Raw genomic sequence first — 23442 nt, forward strand, 5'->3', positions numbered from 1 at the left:
CAGGTCAGGCCGGCATCACCTGAATATCGACATACCTACAGGGACTTCGGCAGGTAGCGCCAGGTCATGAAGCCGCAAAACGCCGCCAGCAGGCTGAGGGTGACGAACACCGATCCCAGGCCGAAGAACGCCAGCACCACCGAATAGACCAGCGGCGGCGTCAGTTCGGAAAAATCGAGATAGGTGCGGTAGACCGCCGCCATCTGCGCCCGCTCATAGGAGCGTACCGAGCGCATGAAGGCGGTCGAACCCAGGGCGTCGAGCGCGATGGTGAAGAAGGCGCCGCACAACAGGAAGGCGCCGGTCAGCAACGGTGCTGTCGCTCCGATCGTGCCGGCGGCCAGCAGCGATGCCGACATGGCGAAATAGGCAAACGTCATGGTGCGCCGGCCGCCAAAGCGCTTTCCTGCCTTGCCCCAGAAGATAGCCATGAACAAAAGCGCGTTGCCGGCCGAGACCAGCAGGCCGCCAGCGATATCGCCCTGCCCGGTGATGACCATGAACAGCGGCCCATAGACGAAGAATGTCGTCCAGAAGCAGGAGCGGCCGAAGGCGATCAGCCAGGCGAGTCTGAGCCTCGGCTGCGCCACGAAGCGGCCGATATTGGCGAGCGGATTGGCCGGCCGCGTCTTACCCGGGCGGATCGACGGGTTGTCACCCAGCCGGTAGGTCCAGAACAGCGCCAGCAAGGCCAGGGCGAACACCGCCACCGCACCATGCGCGGCATAGATGCCGAAATGCGCGTAAAGAAAGATGCCGAGCGTCGGCCCACAGGTCCAGGCAACCATCGACCACGCCATGCGCAGCGATTCGGCCTGCATGAAGTCGGTCTTGCGGATGTGGTCCATGATGTAGAGGTTGAGCGTGATCGACAGCGCGCTGGCGCCCATGACGCGGCACAGCATGCCGGCCAGTTGCCCGGCGAGCGTATGGGAAACGAAGAACAGCGAGCCTATGGCAAGCAGGCAGGCGCCGGCGGTGTACACCCACCGCCGCGCGAAGCGGCGGATCAGCATCGGCATGAACAGGGTCACCGACAGGCCGAGCAGCGACACGACGGTGTAGAGGATCGAGACGACCTGCTCGTTGTGCAGGATTTCGTAGGCCTGGATCGGGATGACGCTCGACACCATGGCGCGGGCGAAGGATTCGACCGCGTAGAGCGAGGCGAAGGTGCGCGCGTCCGCGGCCTTGAGGGCCGGAAGCCAGATCGGATGGCGCACATGGGTGGACATTGCTTCCCCAAACAGAATCGCGGCGCCAAATCTGGCGCGGACATTTCAGGCCCATTAAGAGGAAACCGACGCACACCCGGCAAAAAGCGAAGCCGGTCAAAGGCTTTCCCGCGCTGGCCCAAACCCGGCGGCTGGCGCGGGCTCCGCCGCGCGGTCCGGGCCAGGGCGACCGGTCTTCTTCTATCCGGTGCAACCGTGATAGTCGTCTTGGAGGGGCTGAATCAGATCACGAGACCATGAGCATCAACACGCCGACCGCACCCGTTCCGGAGCCATCGAAGCGAATCGTCGCCATCGACATCGTGCGCGGCATCGCGTTGATCGCGATGGCGAGCTACCACTTCACCTGGGACCTGGAATTCTTCGGTTACACCGACCCTGGTCTCACCGCCTTCGGCTGGTGGAAGATCTACGCCCGCTGCATCGCTTCGACCTTCCTGTTCCTGGTGGGCGTCAGCCTCTATCTCGCCCATGGCCGACAGATCCGCTGGAACGGTTTCTGGAAGCGGGCCGCCATGGTCGCCGGCGCGGCGGTCGCCATCTCGGTCGTCACCCGCATCGCCACGCCCGACGGGTTCATCTTCTTCGGCATCCTGCACGAGATCGCGCTGGCGAGCCTGCTTGGCCTCGCCTTCCTGCGCCTGCCGGCGCTGCTGACGCTTGTCGTCGCCGCGCTCGTCATCGCGGCGCCAGCCTACCTGCGCTTCGAGGCCCTCGATCATCCGTGGCTGTGGTGGATCGGCCTGTCGGCGATCAATCCGCGCTCCAACGACTATGTGCCGCTGTTTCCATGGTTCGGCGCCGTGCTTCTCGGCCTCGGGGCGGCGAAACTCGCTTCCGCTTCCGGTATACGGGCACGTCTGGCGAGCCGCGTGCCAGGCCGCTGGGCCAATCCTCTGGTCTTCATCGGCCGCCACAGCCTGGCCTTCTACCTGATCCACCAGCCGCTGCTGATCGGTTGCGTCTGGCTGTTCTCGCAAGTGATGCCCGCGCAGGTCGACCCCCCGCGGGTCAATTTCCTGAAAACCTGCCAGCGCTCGTGCGAGCAGATGCGCAACGCAACCTTCTGTTCGAGCTATTGCGGCTGTATGCTCGAGACTCTCGAAGGTGAAGGCTCTCTTGATCGGCTCTACAACAACGACCAGACTGCGGACTTCAGGGCGCATCTGTCCGATCTTGCCGCAACGTGTACCGCCAAGACCGAGGACAAGATGACGGAGGGAGGGACGCAATGACGGAGCCGAAGCCTGGGCTGATACCGTGGCCGCCGGTGATCTACGTCGCCGCAATCGCCCTCAGCATCATCCTCGGCCTGCTCTATCCCCTGCCCTGGATCGGCGACCTGCTGGGCGATATCCTGTTCGCCGCCGGTTGGGTGGCTTTGTTCGCTGTCGCCGTCCTCTGGTTCACCGCGATCCGCACCATGATACGGGCCAGGACAACGCTCAATCCCAACGCCGTGCCCGATCATCTCGTCACGACCGGTCCCTTCGGCGTCACCCGCAATCCGATGTACCTGGCCAACACGCTGATGCTGATCGGCGTTGCCTTCGTCTCGGGCATCGCCTGGTTCTTCCTGCTTGCCTTCGTCGCCGCCTTCGTCACCCAGAAGGTCGCGATCGAGCGCGAGGAAAAGATGTTGGCGGCGAAATTCGGCAAGAAATATCGCGACTATGCAAAAAGAGTGCGGCGCTGGATCTGAGGTCCGGCGGGATCAGTCAGAAGCCTTGCCTGGAGCGCCTGCCGTGTCCGGAAGCAGTTTCCGGCCGACATAAAACAGCACCGGGAGCAGAAGCACGATGGCCAGGACAATGGCGGGCGCCGTCAAGGCGAAGCCGGTCGCCGAAATATATCCCTCGCGAAATGCCTGATGCAGCAGAGCCGCGGTGACCGGCAGGTTCAATGCGAGAGCGGTCGCGGTCCCCGGCATATAGCGGCGCGTGACCATTGTGACGAGGAGATGTGGAAAAGCCACGTTGAGCAGCATCGCAAGCGCATAGCCCGACAGGACGTAGGCGCCGAAACTCTCCCGTCCCTGCACGGTGGCGAGCAAAGCCGCAACGCCAGCAAGAACAACCAGCACGAACACCGCGAACCGGAATTCGTTGGCCGCGAGGGGACGGTGCCAGCGCCCCGCCTGCTCGGACCAGGCAGGCAGGAAAACCGCCTCCTCCAGATTGTGGACGGTGACAGCGGCGACAAACAGCCAAGCGAGAGTGATGAACATGACGTGATCGACCGCCGGTTCAGCCTTCACAGTTCCTGGCGGCGAGGCATCGGAGCAACCGCACAGGTCAGGTATTGACGCCGAGCTCGACCAGCCGCTCGACGCAGGACTCTTCGGCCTGGTCGAGTTCGGCCAGCGTCTCCTCGAGGTCGCGGCGCTTCTGCCTGAGATCCTCGCGCTTTTCCTCGATGCGCTTGATCATCAGCTTGAGCTGCCCGACCTCGCCCGGCGGCTCCTTGTACATCTGGATGATCTCGCGGATCTCGTTGATCGAGAAGCCGAGCCGTTTTCCACGCATGATCTGCCGGATGAGATGGCGATCGGAAGGGCGAAACAGACGCGTGCGGCCGCGACGCACCGGCTGCACCAGCCCCTCGTCTTCGTAGAAACGCAGCGTCCGCGTCGACACGTCGAATTCGCGGGTCAGTTCGGTGATCGAATAATATTCCCGCATTGTCACTCCATGCCAGAATTCCGGGTGATCGCCATGCGGCGTCGCCCATCTGTCCCGAACCAAACCCTTGCCCGCCGGAATCGAACCCGGCACCCCCGCACGAGCCTCGCACGGCATTTACGTAAAAGTCAATTGAGACACTTACCGGACGCCGAACCACCAGGTCGCGAGGCCGAGGAAGGCAAAGAATCCAATGACATCGGTGACCGTGGTGACGAAAACCGCCGAAGCGACCGCGGGATCGACCTTGAAGCGGTCGAGCAGCAGCGGGATCAGGATGCCGGCAAGGGCCGCCACGAACATGTTGATGATCATCGCCGCGGCGATGATGCCGCCCAGATTAGGATCGCGAAACCACGCCGCCGCGACGATGCCGATCAGGATGGCGAAGACGATGCCGTTGATGAAGCCGACGCCCATTTCACGGCGGATGATGCGGCCGGCATTGTAGATGTCGAGATCCCTGGTCGCCAGCGCCCGCACGGTGACGGTCATGGTCTGCGACCCGGCATTGCCGCCCATGCCGGCCACGATCGGCATCAGCACGGCGAGCGCCACGATCCGTTCGATCGTGTGGTCGAACAGGCCGATCACCGATGCCGCCAGAAATGCGGTCAAGAGATTGACGAGCAGCCAGGGAACGCGCGAGCGCGAGGTCGCCAGAATGCTGTCGGAGAGCTCTTCGTCACCGACGCCGCCCATGCGCAGCAGGTCTTCCTCCGCTTCCTGCTGGATGACGTCGACGACGTCGTCGATGGTCAGCACGCCGACCAGCCGCTCGTTCTCGTCGACCACGGCGGCCGACAAAAGGTCGTATTGTTCGAATTCCCGCGCCGCCTCTTCCTGGTCCATGGTGGCCGGGATGGCGTGCCGCGTCTCATGCATGACTTCCTCGACCTTGACCGCGCGCTTGGTGCGCAGGATCTGGTCGAGATCGATGGCGCCCAGCAGCTTGAAGGTCGGATCGATGACGAAGATCTGGCTGAAGCGCTCGGGAAGGTTCTTGTCCTCGCGCATGTAGTCGATGGTCTGGCCGATGGTCCAGAAGGGCGGCACCGCGACGAACTCGGTCTGCATGCGCCTTCCGGCGGTCTCTTCCGGGTAGTCGAGCGAACGGCGCAGCCTGATCCGCTCGGTGAACGGCAGTTGCGACAGGATCTCGTCCTGGTCTTCCGGCTCGAGGTCTTCGAGGATGTAGACCGCATCGTCGGAATCGAGCTCCTGCACGGCCTGCGCGATCTGCGCATTGGGCAGATTGTCGACGATATCCATGCGGATCGCCTCGTCGACTTCGGTCAAAGCGGAGAAGTCGAAGTCGGCGCCCAGCAGATCGACCAAGGCAAGCCGTTGTTCGGGGTGCAGCGCCTCGATGAGGTCGCCAAGTTCCGACTGATGCAGGTCGTCGACTTCACGCTTGAGGGTCAGCGTGTCGCGGTCGGCGATCGCCGCACCAATCCGGGCGAGGAAGGACGAAAGGACGGCACCGTCCTCGCCATAGATGTCGGCGTGGTGCTCGTCGGCGGCCCTGGCGCCCGTCGTCCGTTCGTCCTGGCCTTCCACCAGCGCCTCCCGCCATCAGAATCCCGGAAAAGGTGCAAATCAGGTCTAGACCATGAGTCCGCAAAGTGGAAACCGGTTTTTCGGCCCGGTGCCTGTGCAAAAGCGAAGTCGGCCCAACACGCTTCAACTTCGCAACATGGCCTTCTAACGCTCGGGAATCTCAGGTCAAACGCATGCTTGCCCGCTCACGTCGGGCTTCCCCGATGCCGTGTTGTCATGCGCGCGCGGACTATCGATTTCATCAAAAGAAGGGCGCCCTTCGGCTTCCGGCGGCGCGACAGCTGATGTCGCTGGGGAAAGAGCACCCTCGCGCCATTGGGGCAGAATTACCATGACGCAGGTCCAGGCATCGCCAGGACCCGCCAGGCCGCAACAAAAAAGCCGGAAGCCCTTGAAGATCAGGTCACGGACAGAGAACAAGGCAATCGAAGAGCGGCGCGTTCGCGTGGTCGTCGCCGAACGCAATCCGCTCGTCATATCGGCTCTGCGCGAAATGCTGGAATGCGACGGGCGGTTCGAACTTTTGGCCTCGGTACGAAGCGGCAGGCATTTCCTGGAGCTTGCCACGGCACAGGAGTTCGATGTCGCCGTGATCGGTTGGAAGCTCTCTGACATGGACGGCGCGGACGTCCTGGCCGAGGTCCAGGGCAGCAAGCTCAACGTTCGCATCGCCGTCTTTTCAAACGACCATGACATCGGCATCCTGAAACAGTGCGTGCGCCTGGGGGCGCAGGGCTACTGCTTCCAGTTCGACGATCCCGCCATCATCTTCGACACGATCCTGGCGGTCGCGCACGGCCGCATCTGCATCCCCTATATCGACATCAACAAGGTCAACGACACGCCTCTGTCTCGACTGACCGTGCGCGAGCGTGAACTGCTGGCGGTGCTGTCCGACGGCTGGACCAATTTGCAGATCGCGACCCGGACCGGCATCTCCGAGAATACGGTGAAATATCACCTCAAGAATCTCTACGACAAGCTGGATGTCCGCAACCGCGCCATGGCGGTAGCGCTCTATTCGAGCGAGAAGCGCCGAAGCCCCAAGTCACCTATCGGGTAGGCCAACCGGGTAGGAGCACCCCACCCGCGCGGGCCAACTACTTACCCGGCAAGGTGTTGTTGGCCGGCCGCATCGACGCGACACTCCCTCCACAATCCAAAAAGATCGGAGGAGTTCGTACATGGCTGGGTTCACTCATCTCTTCATCCCAGGACCCACAAACATTCCCGAGCAGGTGCGGCAGGCGATGAACCTGCCCATGGAGGACATGCGCGCCGCCTCCTTCCCCAATCTCACCCTGCCGCTGTTCGAGGACATCAAGGCGGTGTTCAAGAACGAGACCGGCCGCGTCTTCATCTATCCGTCCTCCGGCACCGGCGCCTGGGAAGCGGCGATGACCAATGTGCTCAGCCCCGGCGACCGCGTGCTGATGTCGCGCTTCGGCCAGTTCTCGCATCTGTGGGTCGACATGGCCGAGCGGCTCGGCTTCGAGGTCGACGTGATCGACTGCGAATGGGGAACCGGCGTTCCGCTCGAGCTCTATGCGGAGCGGCTGAAGGCGGACAAGACGCACCGCATCAAGGCCATCTTCTGCACGCAGAACGAGACCGCGACCGGCGTCACCAGCGACGTCGCCGGCTGCCGCGCGGCGCTCGACGATGCGAACCACCCAGCGCTCCTCTTCGTCGACGGCGTCTCGTCGATCGGCTCCATCGACTTCCGCCAGGAGGAATGGGGCGTCGACTGCGCCGTCAGTGGTTCGCAGAAAGGCTTCATGCTGCCGGCCGGCCTCGGCTTCCTGTCGGTCAGCAAGAAGGCTCTCATCGCTTCGAGAACCGCCACTCACCGGCGCTGCTTCTTCTCCTTCGAGGACATGATCCGCGCCAACGATGCCGGCTATTTTCCCTACACGCCGGCAACGCAGCTGCTGCGCGGCCTGCGTGCCTCGCTCGACCTGATCGCCGATGAAGGGCTTGAGAATATCTTTGCGCGCCACCATCGCCTCAGCGAAGGCGTGCGCAAGGCGGTCGACGCCTGGGGCCTGAAGCTCTGCGCCAAGGCGCCGAAATGGCACTCCGACACGGTCAGCGCCATCCTGGTGCCCGAAGGCATCGACAGCGCTGAAATCGTCAAAAAGGCCTACCAGAAGTACCAGACGTCGCTTGGCGGCGGCCTCAACAAGGTGGCTGGCAAGGTCTTCCGTATCGGCCATCTCGGCTGGCTGAACGAGGTGATGGTGCTGGCCTCGCTGTCGGCGGCCGAAATGGCGTTGCTCGATTGCGGCGTGCGGCTGGCGCCGGGTTCCGGAGTCGGCGCCGCCATCCAGCATTTCCGCGCCTCGGCCGCGGTGCCGGTCGCCGAAGCCGCTTGAGGATGAGAAGATGAGCCACACCATCAACCATCTCAAGAAGCTCAGGCTGCAGCGCAGCGAGCTGGCGGTTCCCGGCTCCAGCCCGGAGATGATCGACAAGGCGGCCAACAGTGCCGCCGACTTCGTCTTCCTCGACATCGAGGACGCGGTCGCGCCGCCCGACAAGGAGCGCGCCCGCAAGAACATCATCCAGGCGCTGAACGACATCGACTGGCGCGCCAAGGGCAAGACCGTCTCGGTGCGCATCAACGGGCTCGACACCCATTACATGTATCGCGACGTGGTCGATGTCATGGAACAGGCCGGCGACCGGCTGGACACCATCCTGGTGCCGAAGGTCGGCGTGCCCGCCGACCTCTACATGGTCGAGGCCATGGTCAACCAGATCGAGATGGCCAAGGGCTACAAGACCCGGGTCGGTCTCGAAGCGCTGATCGAGACCGCGCTCGGCATGGCCAATGTCGAGGCCATCGCCGCGACGCCCGGCCGGCTGGAAGCCATGCATTTTGGCGTCGCCGACTATGCCGCCAGCAACAAGGCGCGGACCGTCAACATTGGCGGCCTCAACCCCGATTATCCCGGCGACCAGTGGCATTTCGCCCTGTCGCGCATGACCGTCGCCTGCCGCGCCTATGGCCTGCGCGCCATTGACGGGCCGTTCGGCGATTTCTCCGATCCGGAAGGCTACAAGGCGGCCGCCCGGCGCGCCGCCGCACTCGGCATCGAAGGCAAATGGGCGATCCATCCCTCGCAGATTGCTTTGGCCAACGACGTGTTCTCGCCGCCGGAGAAGGAAGTCACGCGCGCCCGCCGCATCCTGGAGGTGCTGAAGGAAGCCGAGGCGCAGGGCAAAGGCGCCGCCGCACTCGACGGCAAGATGATCGACGCCGCTTCGGAACGCATGGCGCGCAACGTGCTGGTGGTCAACGACGCCATCGAACGCGCCGGCCAGCTTAATTAGCCAACAGGGGCCGCGTCGCGGCACTTTGACGATTTGCGGAGGAGAAAAAATGGACATCCACGAATATCAGGCCAAGGAGCTGCTCGCCCGGCATGGAGTGCATGTGCCGCGCGGCGGCCTGGCTTACAGCCCCGAGCAGGCCACCTACCGGGCGCGCGAAATCGGCGGCGGCAAATGGGTGCTGAAAGCGCAGGTTCATTCCGGCGCGCGCGGCAAGGCCGGCGGCATCAAGCTCTGCGCCAATGATGAGGAGATTTCCAGCGCCGCCGAAGCCATGCTCGGGCGCAAGCTGGTGACCCACCAGACCGGCCCGCGCGGCAAGCTGATCTCGCGCCTCTACCTTGAGGAAGCCGTCGACATCGCGCAGGAGCTTTATCTCGGCTTCGTGCTCGACCGCAAGGAAGAGCGCGTCATGATCGTCGCCTCGGCCGCCGGCGGCATGGAGATCGAGGAGATCGCCGAAAGAGCGCCGGATTCCATCATCCGCGCCACCGTCGACCCGGGCGTCGGCATGCAGCGCTTCCAGGCACGCGAGATCGCCTTCGGGCTCGGGCTGGAGGACAGCCTGATCGGCAAGGCGACCGAGACCATCTTCAGCTGCTACCAAGTGTTCCGCGACTACGACGCCTCGATGCTGGAGATCAATCCGCTGGTGGTGACCCGCGACGGCAGCCTGGTGGCGCTCGACGCCAAGATGTCGTTCGACGAGAACGCGCTGTTCCGGCGGCCGGAAATCTCCGAATTGCGCGACAAGAGCCAGGAAGATCCGCGCGAAACCTTCGCCAGCGACCGCGGCCTCTCCTATGTCGGCCTCGAAGGCAATATCGGGTGCATCATCAACGGCGCCGGGCTCGCCATGGCGACGATGGACATGATCAAGATCGCCGGCGGCGAGCCGGCCAATTTCCTCGACATCGGCGGCGGCGCCTCGCCCGAGCGTGTGGCGAAATCCTTCCGCGCCGTGCTCGGCGACAAGAATGTCGAGACCATCCTGGTCAACATCTTTGCCGGCATCAACCGCTGCGACTGGGTTGCCGAGGGCGTCATCAAGGCGATCCGCGAGGTCGGCGTCAGCGTGCCGCTTGTGGTGCGGCTGTCCGGCACCAGGGCCGAGGAAGGACGCAAGATCCTGGCCGATTCCGGCGAGGCGGTGATCGTCGCCGACACGCTCGCCGAAGCCGCCGAAAAAGCCGTCGCCGCATGGCGCGCGGCCACCAGTAAAAAAGCAGCCTGAGGGAGGACAGAAGAATGGCAATCCTGCTCAACCGCAGCACGCGCGTCATCGTGCAAGGTTTCACCGGCAAGATCGGCAGCTTCCATGCCGAGGACATGAAGCGCTACGGCACCAAGCTCGTTGGCGGCGTCACCCCCGGCAAGGGCGGCCAGACGCATCTTGGCCTGCCGATCTTCAACACCGTCAAGGGCGCGGTGCGCGAAACCCGTGCCGAGGCCAGCATCGTCTTCGTGCCGCCGCCCTTCGCCGCCGATTCGATCATGGAGGCGGCGGACGCGGGAATAAAACTCTGCGTCTGCATCACTGACGGCATCCCCTCGCAAGACATGATGCAGGTCAAGCGCTACATGCGTCGCTACCGCTTCGAGGACCGCATGCGGCTGGTCGGGCCGAACTGCGCCGGCATCATTACGCCCGGACAGGCGCTGATGGGCATCATGCCCGGCAGCATCTACCTTCCCGGCCGCGTCGGCATCGTCGGGCGGTCGGGCACGCTGGGCTACGAGGCCGCCTCGCAGATGAAGGCGCTCGGCATCGGCGTCTCGACCAGCGTCGGCATCGGCGGCGATCCGATCAACGGCTCCTCCTTCAAGGACGTTCTGAAGCTGTTCGAGCAGGACGACGAGACCGACGCCGTGGTGATGATTGGCGAGATCGGCGGGCCGCAGGAAGCCGAAGCCGCGATCTGGGCGCGCGACAATATGAGGAAGCCGCTGATCGCCTACATTGCCGGGCTTTCCGCCCCGAAAGGCCGCCGCATGGGCCATGCCGGCGCCATCATCTCGGCTTTCGGCGAGTCAGCGCAGGAGAAGGTCGAGATCCTGAAAGAGGCTGGCGTCATCATCGTGCCGACGCCGTCGTCCTTCGGCGACGTCGTGGCCGAGACGCTGGAGCGCACGAAGAAGGCGGCTTGAGGCGGTTGGAACAGAGCAGACGCATCAAATTTCGGGAGGACGAGCGCAGCCTCTTGTTGCGCCTGCTGCTTCAGGTCGCAAGCGCGCGGGAGCCGGAGATCGCCGCCGTTCTGACCGGACGTCGGTCGCTTGTCTCGCTTGCCGCGGAGCAGCGCATCCCGGCGCTTCAGGCGAGCGGCGTCTGGTTCCAGCTGCTCGCCATTGCCGACGAGTTGCTCGCCATGCGGGCGCGCCGCGAACTCGAACAAGGCGCGGGTGTCGACGACGTGCCCGGCTCCTTCGGCAGTGTGATCGCGCGGATGGCGGCGAACGGCCATTCGGCGGAGCAGGTCCAGGCGAGCCTCGACGAACTCTGCGTCGGCCCGACCATGACCGCGCATCCGACGGAGGCCAAACGCGTCACGGTGCTGGAGATCCACCGCCGTATCTATCGCAAGCTGACCGAACTCGACCAGCCGCGCTGGGCGCCGCGCGAACGCGACCTGCTGGTCGCCGATCTGGAAAGCGAGATCGAGCTTCTGTGGATGACCGGCGAGCTGCGGCTGGAGCGCCCGACGGTCGAACGCGAAATCGCCTGGGGCCTGCATTTCTTCCGCGAAGTCATCTTCGAGGCAACGCCGCAGCTCTATGGCAGGCTTGAAGGCGCCTTCGAGCGCCACTATCCGGCAGCGTCGATCAGAATCCCCTCCTTCATGCGCTATGCCTCGTGGATCGGCGGCGACCGCGACGGCAACCCGAATGTGACGGCCGCCGTCACCGCCCATGCCCTGGCCGAATACCGCGATACGGCCATAGGCTGGTATCTGGCGCAGATGCAGCGGCTGGTGACGGTGCTCAGCGCCAGCTCGAACGTCATCGACCTGCCGACGAGCTTCAAGCCGGTGCTGCAAACGGCGCTTGATAAAAGCCGACAGGCTGATGGGATCAACGCCCGCAACCCTGACGAACCGCTCCGCCAATTCGCTTCGGCCCTGCTTGCCCGGCTGGAGGCGACACGGGACGGCGGTGCGGCGGCGTACCCGTCGCCGGACGCGTTTCGTGCCGATCTGGAGGGGCTGTCGAGCGTTCTCGAAGCAATCGGCGGGCGCGCGGTGGCCAGGCGTTTCGTCCAGCCTCTGCTCTGGCAGGTCGGCAGCTTCGGCTTCCGCACCGTCTCGCTCGACCTCAGGCAGAACTCCACGGTCGTCAACCGCGTGCTGGCCGAGCTGTTTGCGCTGACGAACCCCGCCGATCCGGTCGCGGCTGGCACGCCGCAATGGTCGGCGCGCATTCGCAAAGCCATCAGCGAGGGCGAGCGGCTGGAGATAGACGCTGGGCGGCTCTCGGCTGAAGCAGGCGAACTGCTTTCGACATTCTCCGTCATCGCCAGGCACATCTCCAGCTCTGATCCCGACGCTGTCGGCTCTTTCGTTCTCTCGATGACCCGCTCCGCCGACGATCTGCTCGCGGTCTATCTGCTGGCGCAATATTGCGGACTTTCGACCGCGCCCGCCGGCGGCACAATCAGGCTGCGGATCGTGCCCTTGTTCGAGACCATCGCCGACCTGCAGGCCGCCCCTGGCATATTGAACGGATTGCTCGACGTCTCGCTGGTGAGGCGCACGGTGCGCGATTTCGGCGCGCGCCAGGAAATCATGCTCGGCTATTCCGATTCCAACAAGGACGGCGGCTTCCTCGCCTCCAATTGGGAACTGGCCAAAGCGCAGAAGCGGCTCGCTGCCGTCGGGCGCAAGCACAAGGTTGGGATCAGTTTCTTTCACGGCCGCGGCGGCTCCGTCAGCCGTGGCGGCGCGCCGACCGGCCGGGCGATCGCGGCGCAGCCGCAAGGCACCGTCGCCGGCACCATGCGGGTGACCGAGCAAGGCGAGGTTGTATCGTCGAAATTCGCCAATCGCGGCACCGGCCTCAACCAGCTCGAGATCCTCGCCGCCGCCGTTCTGGTCCACAGCGTCGGATCGCCGGGCGATGCCGAGACGAAGGAGACGCCGGAGTTCGACGAAGCGCTCGAGGCGCTCGCCGGCATGTCGCAGGCATCCTATGCCACGCTGATGGCCGAGCCCGGCTTCCTCGATTATTTCAACCAGGCGAGCCCGGTCGCGGAACTGGCGCTCCTGAAAATGGGCTCCCGGCCGGACCGCCGTTTCGGCGCCAACGGCATCGCCGACCTGCGCGCCATTCCATGGGTGTTCGCCTGGAGCCAGAACCGTCATCTGTTGACCGGCTGGTATGGCATCGGCAGCGCGCTGAGCGCCTTCGTCGCGGTGCGCGGCGAGGTCGGGCGCGACCTTCTGGCCCGCATGTTCGAGCACTCGCGCTTTTTCCGCCTGATCGTCGACGAAGCCGAGAAGACGCTCTACCAGGCCGACATGGAGATCGCGCGGCTCTACGCCGGCCTCGTGTCCGACAGCGATGCCGCCAAACGAATCTTTGCCCGCATCGCCGGGGAGTACGAGTTGACGCGACGCCTGATCGGCGACCTCACCGGGGGTGATCTTTCCGAGCGCTTTCCGATGTTCAAGCGGCGTTTCGACAGCCTGCGGCGGCAGATGGACGACATCCACCGGCTGCAGGTCGATCTGCTGCGTGATGTCAGGGCAAGGACGATGGATCAAAAGCGGGCAACCGACGCCTTGCTGGTGTCGATTAATTGCATCTCGGCTGGGCTGGGGTGGACGGGGTAGCTCGCCGGCTGGCCGAGTTACGTCAGTCACCTTGCTTCATCATTCTGGGCTGATTGCCGATCGCCCAGATCATCGGCCTGTCTGCCCCGAAAGGCCGCCGCATGGGCCATGCCGGCGTCATCATCGTGCCGACGCCGTCGTCCTTCGGCGAGGAGGTGGCCGATACGCTGGCACGGATGAAGAAGGCTGCATAACCTCTGGGAACAGGCTGCCTAAGGGCAGTTCCCGGAGCACGGGGCGGCGCGATCTGAATGCGCGGCCCAGCGGTCCCTTCCAAACAGTCGAAAAGCTCACGCCACGATGGAAGCCCGCCCGCTTTCGACGGCGGGCGATGTGGCAGAAGCCGGTTCGGCCCAGCCCTTAGGTCGGGCAGCCGAAGCTAGGACAAGCTATCGCCGTCACGGCGGACAGCTTTTCGCGCCTTACGAACATCGGCTTCACATAAGTCTTCTTCATGGTATCTCCCCTTTGCCAAAACCCACGAAGCGATTCGTGCCGTGGTCTGGATCGCTTTGTCAAGCGAGCTGAGAGCAATAACAAAACAGCGACAGCCTTGTTTAGCAGCTCAGCTGAGGAAGCGGCCCGCCGCTGGTGAACTTTAGTTGGCCGACAAAAATCCCTCTCGACAGCGGTCAGGCCGGCCCAACGTCCTGACGAGCGGGACTATCAAACATTCCCGAGTCTGACGCTTTGCCGTTCTAGAGGCGCGCACGGAGCCAAGATCAAGCCAAGATTGCGCAACAAAACTTAACATCACTTCATGCATACAGCCATTTTCACCTGAAATAGTCCGGGCATCGGCCTCTTACTGCCTCCCGACGGGCCGGGCATTTCCATGACAGCGCGCTCGCGCGTGTTCGAACCGTTCTTCAAGGAGGACATGTCACGCGGCGTTGCCTCGAAGCACGGCTTCGGGCTCGGCCTTTCCATCGTAGCGGATATCATCCAGGGGCACGGCGGCAAGATCGAGTTGCACGACAACCAGCCAAGCGGCCTCGTCGTGACCTTTGATCTGCCGAGTGGAACCGAGATCCGGCCCTTATAGCAGGCCGGCGCCATACTCAGGATCTGATGATCGCCAGATTGCAGGAGGTCATTTCAAGACGTCCGAAGGCTTGCCTCAGGAATACTGGTGCGGTCGAGAAGACTCGAACTTCCACGGGTTGCCCCACAGCGACCTCAACGCTGCGCGTCTACCAATTCCGCCACGACCGCACGTGGTAGGAGCCGGAACCGACCGGCTCGCGGCGTGTAGCAAATCGTTTCCGGCGAAACAAGTGCGTGGCGAGCAATAATGTCAGGCAATTGGGATAACGTTCCACAGGATTGCAATGAGCATCCCGAACTGGACGTTTGCGCCCGATATAGCCATATGGAGGCCAAAGGCATGTCGCCCAAAAGTGCAAGGCGGTTTTGGGGCCGTGACATGGATAAGCAAAGCGATACGTCATGACTGAACGCAGCCAGATCGCCACGTCGTTCCTGCCCTTGTCCGGTTCGGCGCCGGTCGAATGGCTGGTCGAACCCGGCCTTACCGCCTATCCCGACGCGCTTGCCTTCATGGAGGCGCGCGCCGAGGCGATCCGCAGCGGAGCTGCCGCCGAGATCGTCTGGCTGGTCGAACATCCGCCGCTCTACACCGCCGGCACCAGCGCCCGCATCGAAGACCTGATCGAGCCGGACCGCTTTCCGGTCTTTTCGGCAGGACGCGGCGGCGAATACACCTATCATGGGCCGGGCCAGCGGGTTGCCTATGTCATGCTCGACCTGAAGCGTCGGCGCGAGGACGTGCGCGCCTTCGTTGCCGCGCTCGAACAATGGATCATCGGCACGCTCGCCGCCTTCAACGTGCGCGGCGAGCGCCGCGAGGACCGGGTCGGTGTCTGGGTGGTGCGGCCCGATCGCCCTGCGCTGCGGGACGGTGCGCCGGCCGAGGACAAGATCGCGGCGATCGGCATCCGGCTGCGGCGCTGGGTGAGCTTTCACGGCATCGCCATCAATGTCGAGCCGGACCTCGCCCATTTCGGCGGCATTGTTCCTTGCGGCGTGCAGGACCACGGCGTCACCAGCCTCGTCGATCTCGGCCTGCCCCTGACCATGGCCGATCTCGACCTGGCACTGAAATCCGCTTTCGAGGACGTGTTCGGTCCCGCGACGGCCTTGCCCGCCGAAGCTTCGCGCAAGGCCGGCTGACACTGTCGGCCTGGGAACTGCATAAGGTGTATTGAGATTCAGGTCAGGCCGAGTCGAAAGCTGTGGGTTCCGAGCGCCCCTTAGATCAGTTGGGCGGAAGCCCATAGCACGCCGCAGCCATGGATGGCGAACACCGCCAGCAAGGCGCCTGCGATGACGAACCGGTCGAGGGTGCCGATCGGCTCCAGTTCGTGACGCGGCTTCACCCCGCTGCCGACGGTGAGCAGGCTGAGGATCGAAAACACCGCACCGGCCGCCAGCAGGAAGCCCGAGGAAAAACCAGCCCGCCAGCCAAGCGCCAGAAAGGCCGAAAGCAGCGAGAAGGACGCCAGCGCCAGGACCACCGGCCCTGGGCAGATCTGGCGCAGCACCTGGCCGCCGTCGAATTTCCACACCGGCACCAGATTGGCGATGTTGAACAGGGCAGCACAACCTGCGAGGGCGGCCAGCAGCGCGGCGGCAACCTTGTGACCCTCGTTCCCGGCAAGCACGCTGGCGGCGATGACGATCGGCACCAGGAAGGCGGAGAACCCCGCCCCCATCAACGCCACGAAGGCCACTTCGAAACGGCTGTTGTAGGGTCGTCCGCCAATGGCGATGCCGCCAAGCAGCGGGATGAAGATCATCCGCGCCCTGCGATGGCCCGTCAGCCGGAACGCCGCCATGTGGCCGAGTTCGTGCAATGCCACCACCGACGTCAGGATCGCGGCCAGCGCCAGCCCGCCGAGGTGGAGGCCGAAGAACGGCCACAGGATCAATGCCGACAGCACGGCAAAGCCGACTTGGCTCACAGGATGCTCGAACCATCCGCCCTTGCGGTACTGCCCGGTCCTTGCCCAGCGCTGCAGCTTGGAAAGCTCGCGGCGCATGGCGAAGTAGCGGAACACCAGGAAGGCGACGCCGCGATACCGGTCGGTCCGGCTGAGCGTCACGCGTGTGCCGCTGCCCTCCGAAACCAGCTCGGCGGTCTCGCCATAATCCTTCCAGAACGAGCCATCGAGCGCGGTATCCTCGATCACCCGCATCGAGAAGCGGCTGCCCTCGACGACATCTTCAAACCGCGCCCTGCGCTCTATCGGCTTGCCGTCGCGGCCTTCCCACGACAGCATGATGCGAGCCACGCCCTCTTCGTCCAGCGGCTGCGCCGACAGGATCTCGCCGGACCAGCCGGCATCGCTGCCAAGCGGCCACAGCGCCTGCCACAGGCGCTGCCGGTCCAGTGCCACGATGCGGCTGGACCGGACCGTGCGCAAACCAAGCGGCACGGTCATCAAGAGAAAGATCAGTCCGAGATTGCTGGCCACGAGAATGGCCGTGACGATGGGCGACACCTGGACGCTGCTCCCTGCCTGGAGGACGCACCCTAACGTCGCGGCGGCAAGAAAAGCTTAACGGCGGAGCGGCTTAGGGCCATCGGGAAACAGCGATGGCAGACGCCGCCATCTCACATGGCTCCGATCCAGATCGCCATGGAAACAAGAAACGCACTCATGCAAACCAGCGAGATGACATCCTGAACCAGATCGGTCATAACTCTCTCCTGTTGTCGATATGTTTCCAATTTGTTCTAATTTTGTTCCAATGTCAATCGCTAGGGGATAGAGCGATAGGCGGGGAATTTTGCACGGTTAGCGAAAGGTTAATCGTTCGCCACGAGACGATGCTGAAAGCGCGGCGGCGTAGGCTTCCAGTCCTGGAGATCAGGATTAGCGCGCGCTTGTATTAAAGCGTGGCCGAAGCAATAATTCTTGGGCTGGGGCACTGCCGGGCGATGGATATGGGGAAGTACGGAGGCGCGAATCAAGGTGACCGTTGGCGAAAGCGCATGCGACAAGGCCGCCGGCGACGCCTCTCTCGCAACCTTGTAATCTGGTTGTTCATCCTGGCGACGAGCGCGATATCGTCCACTCTGATCGCAATGAACGCTCACTGGCGATTCTAAGCTACCCCCGCGCGGTACATTCCAGGCGAGAACCGTTCCTTACAGCGGCACCACCTTGCCGTCGGCCAGCGTGACACGCCGGTCCATGCGCGATGCCAGTTCATGATTGTGGGTAGCGATCAGCGCGGCGAGCCCCGATTGCCGCACCAGCGCCTCCAGCGCCTCGAAGACGTAGGAGGCGGTCACCGGGTCGAGGTTGCCGGTCGGCTCGTCGGCGAGCAGCACCAAGGGCGCATTGGCGACCGCGCGTGCGATGGCGACGCGCTGCTGCTCGCCGCCGGACAGCTCGGATGGCCGGTGCGACGCGCGCTTGCCGATCTGCATGTAGTCGAGCAGTTGCGCCGCGCGCTCGCCTGCTTCCTTGCGCGGCAGGCCCTTGATGAGCTGCGGCATCATGATGTTTTCCAGCGCGGAAAACTCCGGCAACAGATGATGGAACTGGTAGACGAAGCCGACATCGTTGCGGCGGATCGAGGTGCGCTCGTCATCGGACAGCCGGCCACAGGCGCGTCCGGACAGGATCACGTCTCCGGCGTCAGGACGCTCCAGCAGCCCCGCCGTGTGCAGCAGCGTCGACTTGCCGGAGCCCGAAGGGGCCACCAGCGCCACCATCTCACCGCGCCGCAGCGAGAAGTCGGCGCCGTTCAGGATGGTGAGCTTGCGCGGCCCCTGGACGTAGTGCCGCTCGACACTCTTCAGCTCGATAATGACCTCGGCCACTACTCGTACCTCAAGGCTTCGACCGGATCGAGGCGGGCCGCCCGCCATGCCGGAAACACCGTTGCCAGGAAGGACAGCGCCAGCGCCATGATGATGACATAGGTCGTCTCGCGTGGGTCCATCTTGGCCGGCAACTGGCTGAGGAAATAGAGTTCCGGATTGAACAGCACCTTGCCTGTCATCCACGAGAAGAACTGGCGGATCGATTCGATGTTGGTGCAGATCAAGACGCCGAGCAGCACGCCGGCGAGTGTGCCCGTCACGCCGATCGCCGCTCCCGTCATCAGGAAGATGCGCAGGATGGCGCCGCGCGAGGCGCCCATGGTGCGCAGGATGGCGATGTCATGCCCCTTGTCCTTCACCAGCATGATCAGCCCGGAAATGATGTTGAGCGCCGCCACCAGCACGATCAGCGTCAGGATCATGAACATCACGTTGCGCTCGACCTGCAAGGCGGAAAAGAAGGTCTCGTTGCGCTGGCGCCAGTCGACCAGGTCGATGGGGCGTTGTGCCGCCTCCTCCACCTTCGGCTTCAGCGCGTCGACATCATCGGGATTGTCGACATAGATCTCGATGGTCTGCGCCCGGCCGTCCATGTTGAAATAGAGCTGCGCCTCGGAGAACGGCATGTAGACGATGGAGCTGTCATACTCCGACATGCCGACTTCGAAGATCGCCGCGATCTTGTAACCCTTCATGCGCGGCGTGGTCCCGAGCGGCGTCACATCGCCGTCCGGCGAGATCAAGGTGATGGTATCGCCGAGCGTCAGGCCAAGATTCTCGGCCATCCGCTTGCCGATGGCGACACCGTCGCCCGTATCGAAGCCGTCGAGCGAGCCTTGTTTGATGTTGCTGGCAACGATGGCGATCTTGCCGAGGTCTTCACCCCGGATGCCGCGAACCAGCGCGCCGCTGCCGCCGCCGACATTGCCTTGCGCCAGCACCTGGCCATCGATCAGCGGAATGGCGTATTTGACCCCGGCCACACCGTTGATGCGGCTGGCGACCTGGGCATAGTCCTCAAGCGGCGAATCGAGCGGCTGCACGATCAGATGGCCATTGACGCCGAGAATGCGCGTCAAAAGCTCGGCGCGGAACCCGTTCATCACGGCCATCACCACGATCAGCGTGGCAACGCCCAGCATGATGCCGAGGAAGGAGATCGAGGCGATCACCGAGATCACCGTCTCCTTGCGCCGCGAACGCAAATAGCGCCACGCAACCGTGCGTTCGAAGATGGAAAAAGGGCCGGCGCCGGCCGATCTCGCTGCCGCCGCCTCGCTCATGCGGCGACACCGAAGCGTTTTTTCGCGTCGGCGATCGGCAGCGTCACGCGCTCGCCGCTCTTGCGATTCTTGATCTCGATCTCGCCGGCGGCCACGCCGCGCGGCCCGACGATCACTTGCCAGGGCAGGCCGATCAGGTCGGCGGTGGCGAATTTGCCGCCCGGCCGCTGGTCGGTATCGTCGTAAAGCACATCCTTGCCGGCCGCGGTGAAGGCGGCATTGAGTTCGTCGCAGACGCGATCGCAGTCGGCGTCGCCCGCCTTCATGTTGATCAGGCCGATATCGAACGGCGCCACCGCTTCGGGCCAGATGATGCCATTCTCGTCGTGGCTGGCCTCGATGATCGCCGCGACCAGCCGCGACGGGCCGATGCCGTAGGAGCCGCCCGAGGCGAAATGATCCTTGCCGTCGGGCCCGGTCACCTTGGCGCCCATCGGCTTGGAGTATTTCTCGCCGAAGTGGAAGATATGGCCGACCTCGATGCCGCGCGCCGAGACCCGGTCGCCTGTCGGAACCTTCTCCCAGGCCGCCTCGTCATGCATCTCGTCGGTCGCGGCGTAAGGCGTCGTCCACGTCTTGACGATATCGGCAATTTCGCCGTCATTGGCGAAGTCGGTGTTCGCGCCGGGCACGGCAAGCGACAGATAATCGCGATGGCAGAAGACCTGGCTCTCGCCTGTGTCGGCCAGGATGATGAATTCGTGGCTGAGATCGCCGCCGATCGGCCCGGTGTCGGCCCGCATCGGGATTGCCTGCAGGCCCATGCGGGTGAAGGTCCGGAGATAGGAGACGAACATCCTGTTATAGGCGGCTCGCGCGCCCTCGAAGTCGAGATCGAAGGAATAGGCGTCCTTCATCAGGAATTCGCGCGAACGCATCACGCCGAAGCGCGGCCGCACCTCGTCACGGAACTTCCACTGGATATGGTAGAGGTTGAGCGGCAGGTCCTTGTAGGACTTGACGTAAGCGCGAAAAATCTCGGTGACCATCTCCTCGTTGGTCGGTCCGTAGAGCATGTCGCGGTCCTGGCGGTCCTTGATGCGCAGCATCTCCTTGCCATAGTCGTTGTAGCGCCCGCTCTCGCGCCACAGATCGGCCGACTGGATGGTCGGCATGAGAATCTCCAGCGCGCCGGCGCGGTTCTGCTCCTCGCGGATAATCTTGCAGACCTTGTCCAGCACCCGCTTGCCCAGCGGCAGCCAGGAAAAACTGCCCTGCCCCTGCTGGCGGATCATGCCGGCGCGTAGCATCAACCGATGCGAGACGATTTCGGCCTCGCGCGGATTTTCTTTGAGGATAGGCAGGAAATAGCGCGACAAACGCATGGACTGGTCCGTGAATGAGAATGGCCACGCCAGAATCGGCGCGGCGCAGGCTTGCTTGCCCCGGCTTCATAGCGATTTCATGACGGAATGGAAACCCGGCCATCCCTATACATCACCCCCTTCCGGCCCGGAATCCCTCGCTTCCGGATCAGTCGGCGCCGACAATGGAACGCGCCGAACGTCTTCGGGTCGAGCCGCCAATTCTTTGCGCGCGTCAATTGCGAACATGCCGCAAAGGCTCTGTCGAACTCGCCTGTTCGTTTCAAAAGCAAAGCCTGCCGCACTATTGTGCAGTGCAACACGAGAATGCCCGTTTCAAGGCAAAATTCTTCGTGACATTTTCATTTCCGTTGGGCTAATGTGCCCCGATAACCGAGAGGGCGGAGAAAAATCTGCCCTCCTACGCGGTCAAAGTCTTGGGAGGATGCGATCTAGGCGCGGTTACTCGCTGCCGCCGGATAACGGAAACAGATCGGACGCGTTTAATTGCAAGGCCTCGTGCCTTGCATTTTTTTTGTGCAATCATCTGGTTAGCGCCGCAAGTTGCAAGGTTGCGTGACCTTACGTCACCAGACGTTCGGCGGCGAAAACGCGGCAGCATCCCAATCAGCATCCGATGCTCGATGTGGTCGAAAGGACTTGCCGGCTCTCTACTTCGCTGGGGTCTGGCCGAAATCCGGCACGATGTGCGGGATGTCGTTGAGGCTGTATCCCAGCCCGTGCGTCAGACCGTAGAAAATGCCCATCAGGATCGCCGTCGCGATGGTGGTGCGGATCACGGCACGCAACATATGCGGCCCGCGCGGCGCGCTCGGAACCGTGCCCAGCGTCACGTCGTGATCATCGTCCTGCGTCTTGACGCTGAACGGCAGAACGGCAAACAGCACCACCCACCAGGTCGCGAAAAACAGGGCGGTGAACGAGACCCAGCTCATGATTGCTCCAGTTCGATTAGCGTACCGAAGAAATCCTTCGGATGCAGGAACAACACCGGCTTGCCATGCGCACCGATCTTGGGATTGCCGTCGCCAAGCACGCGGGCGCCGGCGGCCTTGAGCTGGTCGCGCGCCGCCAGGATGTCGTCGACCTCGTAGCAGAGATGATGCATGCCGCCTGACGGGTTCTTTGCCAGGAATGCCGCGATCGGCGAGCCCTCGCCAAGCGGCTCCAGCAATTCGATCTTGGTGTTGCCGACATTGACGAACACCACGGTGACACCATGCTCCGACAAAGCCTGCGGCTCGGTCAGTTCGGCGCCGAGCGTGTTGCGGTAAGCTGCAATGGCGGCAGCCAGATCCGGCACCGCAAGCGCGACATGGTTCAGCCGTCCGAGCATGTCCGAGCTTCTTTCTCCCAGATCCAATGACTGGCGTCATACGTTAAATCAGCCGCGATCAACAGCCATTCGGGAAGCGCGCACTGTCGCACCTGTTCCAACCGATATCGGCGAAGTACAAACGGCAATGTCTTGAATCAGCTCTGCCCGCCCCCGTGTTTTTACCTTCGATCTCGGGTCGTTCAAAGTTGCCGCCTTGCTCGATGCCGTCGACATCAGAGACGAGCTTGCATCGGCCTTCGCGGCCGGACAGCCGCCGGCGGCGGTGCTCGAACTCGCGGCCTCGAACTTCATCGACCAGGATCGCTACGAGCATTGCTTCATCCCGACGCTGATCGACACCGGTTCCGAAAAGATCCTGTTCGACACTGGCTGCGGAGATGACGGCGGTTCACTCCCGGACTGCCTGCAAACCCTTGGGCTCGGCCCCGATGACATCGACGTGGTGGTCATCACGCACGGGCACCCGGACCACATTGGCGGGCTGGTCAGGAATGGCCAACCTGTCTTCAGCCGAGCGCGATACGTATTCGGCGCGGCCGAGTTCGCCTTTTGGACCGAAGGAAATGCGGTGCGCTCGGCAAGGTTGGCCAATCGTGATCTGTTCAGGCGGATTTGCACCGGCCTGGCCGACCACGCGACATTCATCGCGCCTGGAGACGAAGTGGTGCCGGGCATCACTGCCATCGACGCGGCCGGTCACTCTCCCGGGCTCTTGGCATTCCTGGTCGAAAGCAGCGGACAGCAATTGCTGATCTGGTCGGACGCTTTCCTGCACTATGTCGTGTCCATCCAGCGTCCGGAGTGGCATGCGGATTTCGACGACGACAAGGAAAAGGCGGTCGAAACCCGCAAGCGGCTGCTGAGCATGGCTGCGGAGCGGCGCCTGCTCGTCGCCGGCCATCACATGCCGTTTCCGGGCCTGGGCCATGTCGGGCAGACAGGCGGGTCCTTTCGCTGGATTCCGGCAGCTATCAGCTGAACGTCTGACCAGCCGCC

The 23442-nt window shown here is 63.6% G+C and carries 20 protein-coding genes, 1 tRNA gene and 2 pseudogenes; 12 read left to right on the top strand and 11 right to left on the bottom strand.

Annotated elements, in window-relative coordinates; genetic code table 11:
• Nucleotides 1-35: 35 nt before the first annotated feature.
• Complete coding sequence (locus tag EN804_RS08880; protein WP_135866609.1) at nt 36-1235, bottom strand: MFS transporter; 1200 nt, start codon at nt 1233-1235, stop codon at nt 36-38.
• A gap of 236 nt (nt 1236-1471) precedes the next feature.
• Here EN804_RS08880 and EN804_RS08885 point away from each other — a divergent pair, with 236 nt between their 5' ends.
• Nucleotides 1472-2470 carry a DUF1624 domain-containing protein gene (locus EN804_RS08885; protein WP_135881823.1) on the top strand — a complete coding sequence of 333 codons (999 nt, stop codon included), beginning with the start codon at nt 1472-1474 and terminating at the stop codon, nt 2468-2470.
• Nucleotides 2467-2937, top strand: coding sequence for an isoprenylcysteine carboxylmethyltransferase family protein (locus EN804_RS08890; protein WP_127280835.1), 471 nt, complete (start codon nt 2467-2469; stop codon nt 2935-2937). Before EN804_RS08885 ends, EN804_RS08890 begins: the two co-directional genes overlap by 4 nt.
• A 12-nt stretch (nt 2938-2949) precedes the next feature.
• On the opposite strand, the gene EN804_RS08895 is transcribed toward EN804_RS08890, so the two are convergent.
• From EN804_RS08895 to mgtE, 3 genes are all read right to left on the bottom strand, one after another.
• Entirely contained in the window at nt 2950-3462 is a 513-nt protein-coding gene (locus EN804_RS08895) for an HXXEE domain-containing protein (protein WP_127280836.1), read from the bottom strand.
• Nucleotides 3463-3529: 67 nt separating this feature from the next.
• The gene (locus tag EN804_RS08900; RefSeq protein WP_006203215.1) at nt 3530-3916 is read right to left on the bottom strand and encodes a MerR family DNA-binding transcriptional regulator; all 387 of its coding nucleotides are present in this window, start codon (nt 3914-3916) and stop codon (nt 3530-3532) included.
• A 141-nt stretch (nt 3917-4057) separates the two neighbouring features.
• Nucleotides 4058-5476, bottom strand: a complete 1419-nt coding sequence (mgtE, locus tag EN804_RS08905) for a magnesium transporter (RefSeq protein ID WP_135919208.1) — start codon at nt 5474-5476, stop codon at nt 4058-4060.
• 391 nt (nt 5477-5867) lie between these two features.
• On the opposite strand from mgtE, the gene EN804_RS08910 reads away from it, so the two are divergent.
• The 8 genes and pseudogenes from EN804_RS08910 to EN804_RS08945 all read left to right on the top strand — a co-directional run.
• Nucleotides 5868-6539 (top strand): response regulator transcription factor, encoded by a 672-nt coding sequence (locus EN804_RS08910; RefSeq protein WP_135866598.1) that lies wholly within the window; start codon nt 5868-5870, stop codon nt 6537-6539.
• Nucleotides 6540-6660: 121 nt separating this feature from the next.
• Nucleotides 6661-7851, top strand: coding sequence for an aminotransferase class V-fold PLP-dependent enzyme (locus tag EN804_RS08915; RefSeq protein ID WP_135919209.1), 1191 nt, complete (start codon nt 6661-6663; stop codon nt 7849-7851).
• Nucleotides 7852-7861: 10 nt separating this feature from the next.
• On the top strand, nt 7862-8812 hold the full coding sequence (locus EN804_RS08920; RefSeq protein WP_127871571.1) for a CoA ester lyase: 951 nt from the start codon (nt 7862-7864) through the stop codon (nt 8810-8812).
• 49 nt (nt 8813-8861) lie between these two features.
• Nucleotides 8862-10046, top strand: coding sequence for a malate--CoA ligase subunit beta (locus tag EN804_RS08925; RefSeq protein WP_127871572.1), 1185 nt, complete (start codon nt 8862-8864; stop codon nt 10044-10046).
• Between the two features lie 14 nt (nt 10047-10060).
• Nucleotides 10061-10960, top strand: coding sequence for a succinate--CoA ligase subunit alpha (gene sucD, locus EN804_RS08930; RefSeq protein ID WP_127871573.1), 900 nt, complete (start codon nt 10061-10063; stop codon nt 10958-10960).
• A 5-nt stretch (nt 10961-10965) separates the two neighbouring features.
• Entirely contained in the window at nt 10966-13641 is a 2676-nt protein-coding gene (locus tag EN804_RS08935) for a phosphoenolpyruvate carboxylase (RefSeq protein ID WP_135919210.1), read from the top strand.
• A gap of 59 nt (nt 13642-13700) precedes the next feature.
• Nucleotides 13701-13835, top strand: a pseudogene (locus EN804_RS08940) (succinate--CoA ligase subunit alpha); the annotation flags it as partial.
• A gap of 623 nt (nt 13836-14458) precedes the next feature.
• Nucleotides 14459-14686 (top strand): annotated as a pseudogene (locus tag EN804_RS08945) (ATP-binding protein); the annotation flags it as partial.
• An 85-nt stretch (nt 14687-14771) separates the two neighbouring features.
• Here the strand turns inward: EN804_RS08945 and EN804_RS08950 are convergent.
• Nucleotides 14772-14856, bottom strand: a tRNA-Leu gene (locus EN804_RS08950).
• Nucleotides 14857-15090: 234 nt separating this feature from the next.
• Between EN804_RS08950 and lipB the strand changes: the two genes are divergently transcribed.
• Nucleotides 15091-15834 carry a lipoyl(octanoyl) transferase LipB gene (lipB, locus tag EN804_RS08955; protein WP_135919211.1) on the top strand — a complete coding sequence of 248 codons (744 nt, stop codon included), beginning with the start codon at nt 15091-15093 and terminating at the stop codon, nt 15832-15834.
• A gap of 80 nt (nt 15835-15914) precedes the next feature.
• Here the strand turns inward: lipB and EN804_RS08960 are convergent, their stop codons facing one another.
• The 6 genes from EN804_RS08960 to mce form a co-directional block, all read right to left on the bottom strand.
• Nucleotides 15915-17165 carry a site-2 protease family protein gene (locus EN804_RS08960; RefSeq protein ID WP_135919212.1) on the bottom strand — a complete coding sequence of 417 codons (1251 nt, stop codon included), beginning with the start codon at nt 17163-17165 and terminating at the stop codon, nt 15915-15917.
• A 650-nt stretch (nt 17166-17815) separates the two neighbouring features.
• On the bottom strand, nt 17816-18544 hold the full coding sequence (locus EN804_RS08970) for an ABC transporter ATP-binding protein (protein ID WP_189524476.1): 729 nt from the start codon (nt 18542-18544) through the stop codon (nt 17816-17818).
• Nucleotides 18496-19782 carry a lipoprotein-releasing ABC transporter permease subunit gene (locus tag EN804_RS08975; protein ID WP_127871574.1) on the bottom strand — a complete coding sequence of 429 codons (1287 nt, stop codon included), beginning with the start codon at nt 19780-19782 and terminating at the stop codon, nt 18496-18498. The genes EN804_RS08970 and EN804_RS08975 overlap by 49 nt, the downstream gene beginning before the upstream one ends.
• Nucleotides 19779-21107, bottom strand: coding sequence for a proline--tRNA ligase (gene proS / locus EN804_RS08980; protein ID WP_127871575.1), 1329 nt, complete (start codon nt 21105-21107; stop codon nt 19779-19781). Before proS ends, EN804_RS08975 begins: the two co-directional genes overlap by 4 nt.
• Before the next feature lie 650 nt (nt 21108-21757).
• Nucleotides 21758-22042 (bottom strand): DUF1467 family protein, encoded by a 285-nt coding sequence (locus tag EN804_RS08985; RefSeq protein ID WP_127276486.1) that lies wholly within the window; start codon nt 22040-22042, stop codon nt 21758-21760.
• A complete protein-coding gene (mce, locus tag EN804_RS08990) occupies nt 22039-22443 on the bottom strand; it encodes a methylmalonyl-CoA epimerase (protein ID WP_127276488.1) in 405 nt (134 codons plus the stop codon). The genes EN804_RS08985 and mce overlap by 4 nt, the downstream gene beginning before the upstream one ends.
• Before the next feature lie 196 nt (nt 22444-22639).
• On the opposite strand from mce, the gene EN804_RS08995 reads away from it, so the two are divergent.
• Complete coding sequence (locus tag EN804_RS08995) at nt 22640-23425, top strand: MBL fold metallo-hydrolase (RefSeq protein WP_246693402.1); 786 nt, start codon at nt 22640-22642, stop codon at nt 23423-23425.
• Nucleotides 23426-23442 lie beyond the last annotated feature (17 nt).

The sequence above is a fragment of the Mesorhizobium sp. M8A.F.Ca.ET.161.01.1.1 genome (assembly GCF_004792105.1).
Taxonomy (GTDB): domain Bacteria; phylum Pseudomonadota; class Alphaproteobacteria; order Rhizobiales; family Rhizobiaceae; genus Mesorhizobium.